This is a genomic window from Bradyrhizobium sp. LVM 105, from assembly GCF_003957705.1.
In the GTDB taxonomy this organism is placed as follows: domain Bacteria; phylum Pseudomonadota; class Alphaproteobacteria; order Rhizobiales; family Xanthobacteraceae; genus Bradyrhizobium; species Bradyrhizobium frederickii.
On sequence record NZ_QZMV01000014.1, the window covers coordinates 212035 to 218704 of the forward strand.

The 6670-nt window shown below is 61.6% G+C and carries 5 protein-coding genes; 2 read left to right on the forward strand and 3 right to left on the reverse strand.

Annotated features, from left to right (window positions below; genetic code table 11):
* The first annotated feature begins 185 nt into the window (after window positions 1-185).
* Together D6B98_RS30585 and D6B98_RS30590 are read left to right on the forward strand one after the other, a co-directional pair.
* Complete coding sequence (locus tag D6B98_RS30585; protein WP_126260735.1) at window positions 186-1298, forward strand: NADH:flavin oxidoreductase/NADH oxidase; 1113 nt, start codon at window positions 186-188, stop codon at window positions 1296-1298.
* 240 nt (window positions 1299-1538) lie between these two features.
* Window positions 1539-1946, forward strand: coding sequence for a hypothetical protein (locus D6B98_RS30590; protein WP_126260736.1), 408 nt, complete (start codon window positions 1539-1541; stop codon window positions 1944-1946).
* A 262-nt stretch (window positions 1947-2208) separates the two neighbouring features.
* Here the strand turns inward: D6B98_RS30590 and D6B98_RS30595 are convergent, their stop codons facing one another.
* From D6B98_RS30595 to D6B98_RS30605, 3 genes are all read right to left on the reverse strand, one after another.
* Window positions 2209-2508, reverse strand: coding sequence for a PilZ domain-containing protein (locus tag D6B98_RS30595; protein ID WP_164718967.1), 300 nt, complete (start codon window positions 2506-2508; stop codon window positions 2209-2211).
* A 349-nt stretch (window positions 2509-2857) separates the two neighbouring features.
* The gene (locus D6B98_RS30600; protein WP_126260738.1) at window positions 2858-4192 is read right to left on the reverse strand and encodes a T6SS phospholipase effector Tle1-like catalytic domain-containing protein; all 1335 of its coding nucleotides are present in this window, start codon (window positions 4190-4192) and stop codon (window positions 2858-2860) included.
* 45 nt (window positions 4193-4237) lie between these two features.
* Complete coding sequence (locus D6B98_RS30605) at window positions 4238-6529, reverse strand: hypothetical protein (RefSeq protein WP_205680536.1); 2292 nt, start codon at window positions 6527-6529, stop codon at window positions 4238-4240.
* Window positions 6530-6670 lie beyond the last annotated feature (141 nt).

Genomic DNA, 6670 nt, shown 5'->3' on the forward strand with positions numbered 1-6670 from the left:
CCTTCCGCGGCGGCAGACTGGATTGCTTCGCTGCGCTCGCAATGATGACGTGGAGGTAGGCTCGCATCCAGGGACTAGGCGCAATGCGTGCCGCCACTACCCGCCATTCCCTACGCGCGGCTGGCAATCCGCACCTCGCTCACTAAACTCCTCCCATTGCCCTCCCACCTTCGGAACTCCCCCGCATGAGCGTCCTGTTTTCCCCGATCGAGCTGCGCGGCCTGACCTTGAAGAACCGCATCGTGGTGTCGCCGATGTGCCAATATTCGGCCGAGGACGGCGTCGCCACTGACTGGCACTTCACCCACGTCAACAATCTCAGCCTGTCGGGCGCTTCGATGTTCTGCATCGAGGCGACCCATGTCGAGGCGATCGGCCGCATCACGCCGGGCTGCCTCGGGCTCTACAGCGATGCCTGCGAGGCCGCGCTGCAACCGATCCTCGCCTCGGTGCGCAAGCATTCCTCCACAGCCATTGCGATGCAGCTCGCCCATGCGGGCCGGAAAGCGAGCAGTGCGCGGCCCTGGGACGGCGGCCAGCTGATTCCGATCGAACAGGGCGGCTGGCAGACGGTGGCGCCGTCGGCGGTGCCGCACAAGGAGGGCGAGGCCGCCCCGCTCGCGCTCGACGCCGCGGGCCTGAAACGCATCCGCGAGGCCTTCGTCGACAGCGCCAGGCGCGCCGCGCGCCTCGGCATCGACGCCATCGAGCTCCATGGCGCGCACGGTTATCTCATGCATCAATTCCTGTCGCCGATCTCCAACAAGCGCACCGACGAATATGGCGGCAGCCTGGAGAACCGCATGCGCTTTCCGCTCGAAGTGTTCGACGCGGTGCGCGCCGCCTTCCCGCACGACAAGCCGGTCGGCATGCGGGTGTCCTCGACCGACTGGGTCGAGGGCGGCTGGGATCTTTCGCAGACCATCGCATTCGCCAAAGCATTGAAGGCGCGCGGCGTCGACTGGATCGATGCCTCCTCCGGCGGCGTCTCGCCGCTGCAGAAGATTCCGCTCGGCCCCGGCTATCAGGTGCAGTTCGCCGAGGCCATCAGGCGCGAGACCGGCCTTGCCACCATCGCCGTCGGCCTGATCACAGAGGCGAAGCAGGCCGAGGAGATCGTCGCATCGGGGAAGGCCGACATGGTCGCGCTCGCCCGCGGCATGCTCTACGACCCGCGCTGGCCCTGGCACGCCGCCGCCGAGCTCGGCGGCGAGGTCGAAGCCCCGCCGCAATATTGGCGCTCGCAGCCACAGGCGCAGAAGGCGCTGTTCGGCAAGACCACGTTCGGGGCGAGGTAGCTTCTTCACCTCTCCCCGCTTGCGGGGAGAGGTCGAATTCGATCGCAGATCGAATTCGGGTGAGGGGGTACAGGTGCGGCTACAATCTCACGTGTGGAGAGAGGCCCCTCACCCCAACCCTCTCCCCGTAAGAACGGGGAGAGGGAGTTCGCGCGCTATATCCGTAACTCTCCTCCGAGCTTCCACACTCCCCCAATCTGGCCTAACCTCTGCGCAGTCAATTCCTCGCGGAGGCCCGCCATGCGTTATCCCGTCCGCAAAACGGCTCACATCTTCGAGCGTGTCGGCCTTGCGATGGCGGGCGCCGCGTGCGGGCTGTTCGTCGGCGCCTATGTCGGCTCGGCCATTCCGGCGCTGACCACGCAGGGCTTCCTGCTGCTGATGATGCTGCTCGGCGGGATCGGCTTCTATCTCGGCATCGACACGCCGCAGATGCCGTTCGACGATGCGCACAGCCAGATCGACGCCGCCGAACTCATGAGCTCTGCCGGCACGCTCTGCGCCACGCTCACCGCCTTCGTCTCCGTCGCCGTCATCGTGCTCCGCCTCGATCCGCATGTGGGCTGGACCTGGCTCGTCTTCGCCGGCTGGATCGCCGGCGTCGCCATGCAGATCGTCGCGGGAGCAAAGGCCAGGATGCGGAAGTAGTTTCATCGTTAGAGACGATCGCGCCCCGCACTCGCTGCGTTCCCTCCCCCCTTGTGGGGGAGGGCTAGGGAGAGGGGTAGCCACACGGCGAGCTCTATCGAACGAGGCGAGACTTTATTGCCGCTTCTTCGCCTATGACCGACACCTTTTGCTGGGCCACCCCTCTCCCCAACCCTCCCCCACAAGGGGGGAGGGAGCCGAGCGGAGTGTGGGGCGACGTTGTTGCGAATGCGTCCGCGCTCAGCGCAAGCAGCCGCCTGGCCTAAAACACCACGCCCACGCGCGTGCCGCGCTTCCAGGCGATGCGGCAGCGCTTCTTGGTGTTGACGTGCAACAGCTCGAAGCGGTCGGGGATGTTGACCTGGCCGCCGAGATCGACGCAGGCGCCGCCGGGCGAATAGTCGATCAGCGTGCAGGGGATCACCGGCGCGCGCGCATCGGTGATGATCTTGGCCTGGCGCGACACCAGCCCGGCCGGCTTCACGCGGGCATATTTGCGTGGGAATTGCGGCACCGTCTCCTCCAGCCTCCGCAAGGTTTCGCGGCGTGTTCGAGGGACCATGATGGAACGCAGATGATGCCGATCCAGCTAAGGCGCGCGGGAGAATTTTAATGAAAAGTGTCGGCGAAGGAAGAAAGCAAAGGTAGCCGGCCACCCTCTCGGCCGGGGCAATCGCATAGGGGAGCGATCTCGCCCGTGGCCATCCTTCGAGACGCCCGCCGTTGGCGGGCCCTCAGGATGAGGACCGGGTGCGCGGCATCTGTTTCGACGAGCACCAATGCTGCTTAGCCTCATCCTGAGGAGACCGCTGAAAGCGGTCGTCTCGAAGGACGAGGCGTGCGCTCAGGATCCCGCAAGGCGGGATATGCGATAGCCCTGCCCCCAGGAGGGAGAGAGAGCGCGCTCCCCATCACCCCGTCACGCTCTCCCCCGCCGCCAGCTCCATCCCAGGCGGCACCGGCATCGGCACCGTCACATAATCCTTCGGCAGATTCACCGGCCGATAATCCGGCTCCACCGCCATCCGCTTCAACACGCTCTCATGCACATGCGCGCCGTCGGGAATGAGGCGCGGCTCGCAATCGGGGATGTAGAAGCCCAAGAACACCTTCCGCTCCGGCCACTCTCGGTACGTCGCGCGCTTCGGAAAGAACTCCAGCAGCCGCCAGCCCGCCGTCATGGAATCGTGCAGCATGCCGGTCTTGCCGGTGTAGGCCGGCTCGACGTATTTGAACGGCGAGTTCTTGCGCTGGATGCCCCAGGCGAGCTGCTTGATGGTCGCCGGGTTGAAGTTCAGCCCCGCCTTCTCCGCCTCCGCGATCATCCACAGCAGCGGATATTTGGACTCGCCGCTCTCGGCCTCTTCATAGCCGCCGCCGACGTCGCTGTGCACGCCGGCGAACCACACCTGCAGGATGTCCTGCGGCACCTTCTTCTCATCGGGCACGTAGCGGTTGCTCCAGAACTCCTGCGGCTCCTCATATCTGTTCAGGCGGAACATGCGCCGCCGCTCGTCGATCGCGATCGCCTGCCGGAAGATCCTGACGCTCGGATTGCGCCGCGTGAAGGCGAGCTCCTCCAGGCTGAACAGGAAGAAGAAGTTGTCGCGCCGCGGCACGATCACGCTCGCCACGGTGTCCCACACGCCGATGAAATGGATGGTCGGCCAGCGCGTCGAGGTGATGCGCGCGAACTGCGCGGCGAGGTCGAATTCGTCCTTCGGCAGCGGCCCGCTCTCGTCGAACGCGACGTCGCTGAGATCCTCGACGTCGTTGCCGCGCCCGGTGCCGGAATATTGCTTGTAGGCGACGAGGCCCGAGCCTGCGAGGTTCGCCTGCTCCGGCCTGATCAGGCCGATCTTGTGGATCAGCCCCGCCAGCACGCGAACAGTATAGGCGCCGCGCGAAAAACCGAACAGATAGATGCGGTCGCCCGGCGCGTAATGCTCGACCAGGAAGCAATAGGCCGACAGCACGTTGTCATCGAGCCCGTAGCCGGTGGCGAGCCCCAGCACCAGATTGATATTGGCTTTCAAGCGGTGCCACGTCGTCGGCTCCGTCACCGTGCCGACCCCGGGATCGTAAAACACCATCTGCCGCGGCTGCGTCCTGTCGGTCTTGCGCAGGCAGCGATACAGCTTCAGGACGTTGGAGATGTTCTCCGAGATCTCGTTGCCGGTGCCGTCACAGCAGATGACGAGGTTTTTGGCGGTGGGGTGGGGGTCGGGATCGCGCGCGTGGTCCATGGGATGCGCCTCGGAGGGATGCTACCGGGGCGAGTATAGCGGAATTTAGACCGCATAAAGAACGCCAATAATTTCACGAGCACAAATAAATCGGGGTGCGTCGCTTTCCTCATCCGATTCAACCAAAGACACGATCAGTGACGAGCCAAGACCCCCAACACTCTCAAACTGTCGCAGCCGGCCGCCCGTGCCCGGCACGGGTTTGCCTATCCGCTTAAAAACATTATTTCCGTCATCGAGCCCCAATGCGATCAGCGTGCCCTCCAAACTACTCAGCTCGTCTTTCAAAATGGTACGCCCGCCTAGAACGACTTGGCCCGGAAGCACCAATGGAATACCGCTTTCCTCTCGGACGCGATAAGCCGCTTCAATCTGCGCTAGGCTGGCTGCTTCCGAAAGCAGCGTTGCTTCGCCACCCCCTATTGGGGGCATAGGCTGTTCGGTCAACAGCCCGACGATTCGATGTAATGTGATGCTCCCGACATCAAAAAAGAGAGTTGGTTTGGACCCTCGGGGATCGGGCGCTTCAGCAGCCAGCGCAAGCTGATCTGTTCTAGTCGTGCGAAAAAGACGCCGCGCGAGCAAATGTCCGCGTTGACGTGCGATAACCAAGTTGTGGTCTCTACCTGCATACGGTGCGCTCTCAGCAATTGCTATGCAGCCCTCCGGTACAGAAAATCCGAGATTGTTCGTGCGGACGAGAAATAGCGATTTGTCATCAAACCACGAATGGTCAAGTTCCTCTGCCTCCGCCTGGCTAGATACGGAAGGTGAACTCGCGGTGAACGCTGCTAAGTCTGGGTACGTAGGAACTCGGAAAGGCCGCACCCTAGAGGGATTGAAGGGGACAACATTAATCGGAACCGATTGAGCCTGTATCGGCTCGTGCCAGCGCCAATGACGAAATTCGCTGTGCATCTTCTCAGCCAGTTTACGAACAGCGATAAGATCATTGACGACAGAATACACGTCGCCCGCGCTCAAAGATGCGCGATCGTGATGAGATGTATTCAATATTCTGAGGCAATCTGCTCCTTGGATTAAGGCGCTGCAAGCAGCGAACTCTTTGATGGCAGGGGCCTTGAATAGAGCGTTCGGAGGAGTGCCGACGAGTCCACGGAGGCGCCCCAGATAGTCCGAGAATGTTGGGGCTCTCGATGGAAATCCGTAAGCAGGATAAGCAGGGTCGTCAAATAGGTCGGCTAGACGTGCCTCAAGAAATACCCGAACCTGGTTAGCGTAATCTTGCGCGAGATACGCATTATCTTTGTCTTGTTCGTAAGAGATCCGCTTCCGGTCAAGCTCTTCGACGGCCTGGGCGGTCTCCAGGCGACTCCGAGATGGATTCACAGGATGGACGCTTCGATGTTCAACATCAGCGTGCTCGCGTGCTGCTGCCACGGCAGCGCGCGCAAAGTGTCGGTCGTAGGTCGCAACGAATAGTTGCGCCCCTTGCTGCACCAATTCCGGCAATAAACGAGCCAGCTTTTGCTTGTTGTCGTGGTCGAGAAGTTCCTGAGGGTCGTCGAAAACTAGAAGAGATAAGCCACCGCGGGTATTGAGAACGTGCTCCCAAAAAGCCAAGTAGAAGCCCATCAGGCTCGCTCGTAGTGCAGACGCATTTGAAATATGCTCTGCGGGCGCAGTCGCCTTTTCGAACCCAACGCGAATGTCGAGCACGCCCTTTACGTCCATGGAGGTGGTGCGCAGCTGGTGGCCAGCCATCGGGAATGAATTGTGGTAGCAGCGATCACGCCAATAGATTGCGCGAGTATGTAAGAGTTTGCGGAGGGCTTCGACTTGCTTTTGAGCGAGTTCACCAAGTTCTACGATGCTTTCGAGGGCGATCGCCGCTCGCTTATAGAGATCTATACGCTGTTCCTTCGCACGGCGCGCTGCGAGATGAGTTGACATGCGTTCGCGTAATTCAAGGGCTGAGTTGATTGGCGCAACGCCCTTTACTATCGATGATAGCGCGTCAAGTTTGCGCCCAATCGGAGTGAGCTCGTTGATCGGGGAGTGTGGGTCGTTATCTTGTTGCAATATTGCCTTTGTTGTCGCCGCGACCTCCGACTTATAAGTTTCTCGCCATTGTGCAAATGCGCGTGCGCGTGCGAGCCGTTTAAGGCTCACGAGTAGCGGGGATGTTGCGTTGGCCAATGCCGGGGGAAACGATGGAATTTCCGGCTCTGCAAAGGCGGGAAGTTGGGGGAGCCGCTGGTTACACAATTCACTCAGACCACTCTTAAGCGGCGCAAGAGCTGATGAAAACGCGTCCGTCTCGAAGAGGTCTTGAACCAAGGCTGTACGGATAAGCTCATACGGATGCTCAGGCAAATCACGCTGTAGTTCTGGTTGAAGCGCCGTCGGGCAGTTCGCTGCGAGTCGACCAACCCAGCTGTCTGAGCTGGCCCCGGTTGTCTGAACAGAATATCCGCGTCGATAAGTGGAGCCTCTGCCGGGGTTAGGCTGCCGTGC

Coding starts and splice junctions, on each gene's coding strand:
- D6B98_RS30590 (WP_126260736.1), top strand. CDS start 1,539: ATGCGTTATCCCGTCCGCAAAACGGCTCACATCTTCGAGCGTGTCGGC.
- D6B98_RS30585 (WP_126260735.1), top strand. CDS start 186: ATGAGCGTCCTGTTTTCCCCGATCGAGCTGCGCGGCCTGACCTTGAAG.
- D6B98_RS30600 (WP_126260738.1), bottom strand. CDS start 4,192: ATGGACCACGCGCGCGATCCCGACCCCCACCCCACCGCCAAAAACCTC.
- D6B98_RS30595 (WP_164718967.1), bottom strand. CDS start 2,508: ATGGTCCCTCGAACACGCCGCGAAACCTTGCGGAGGCTGGAGGAGACG.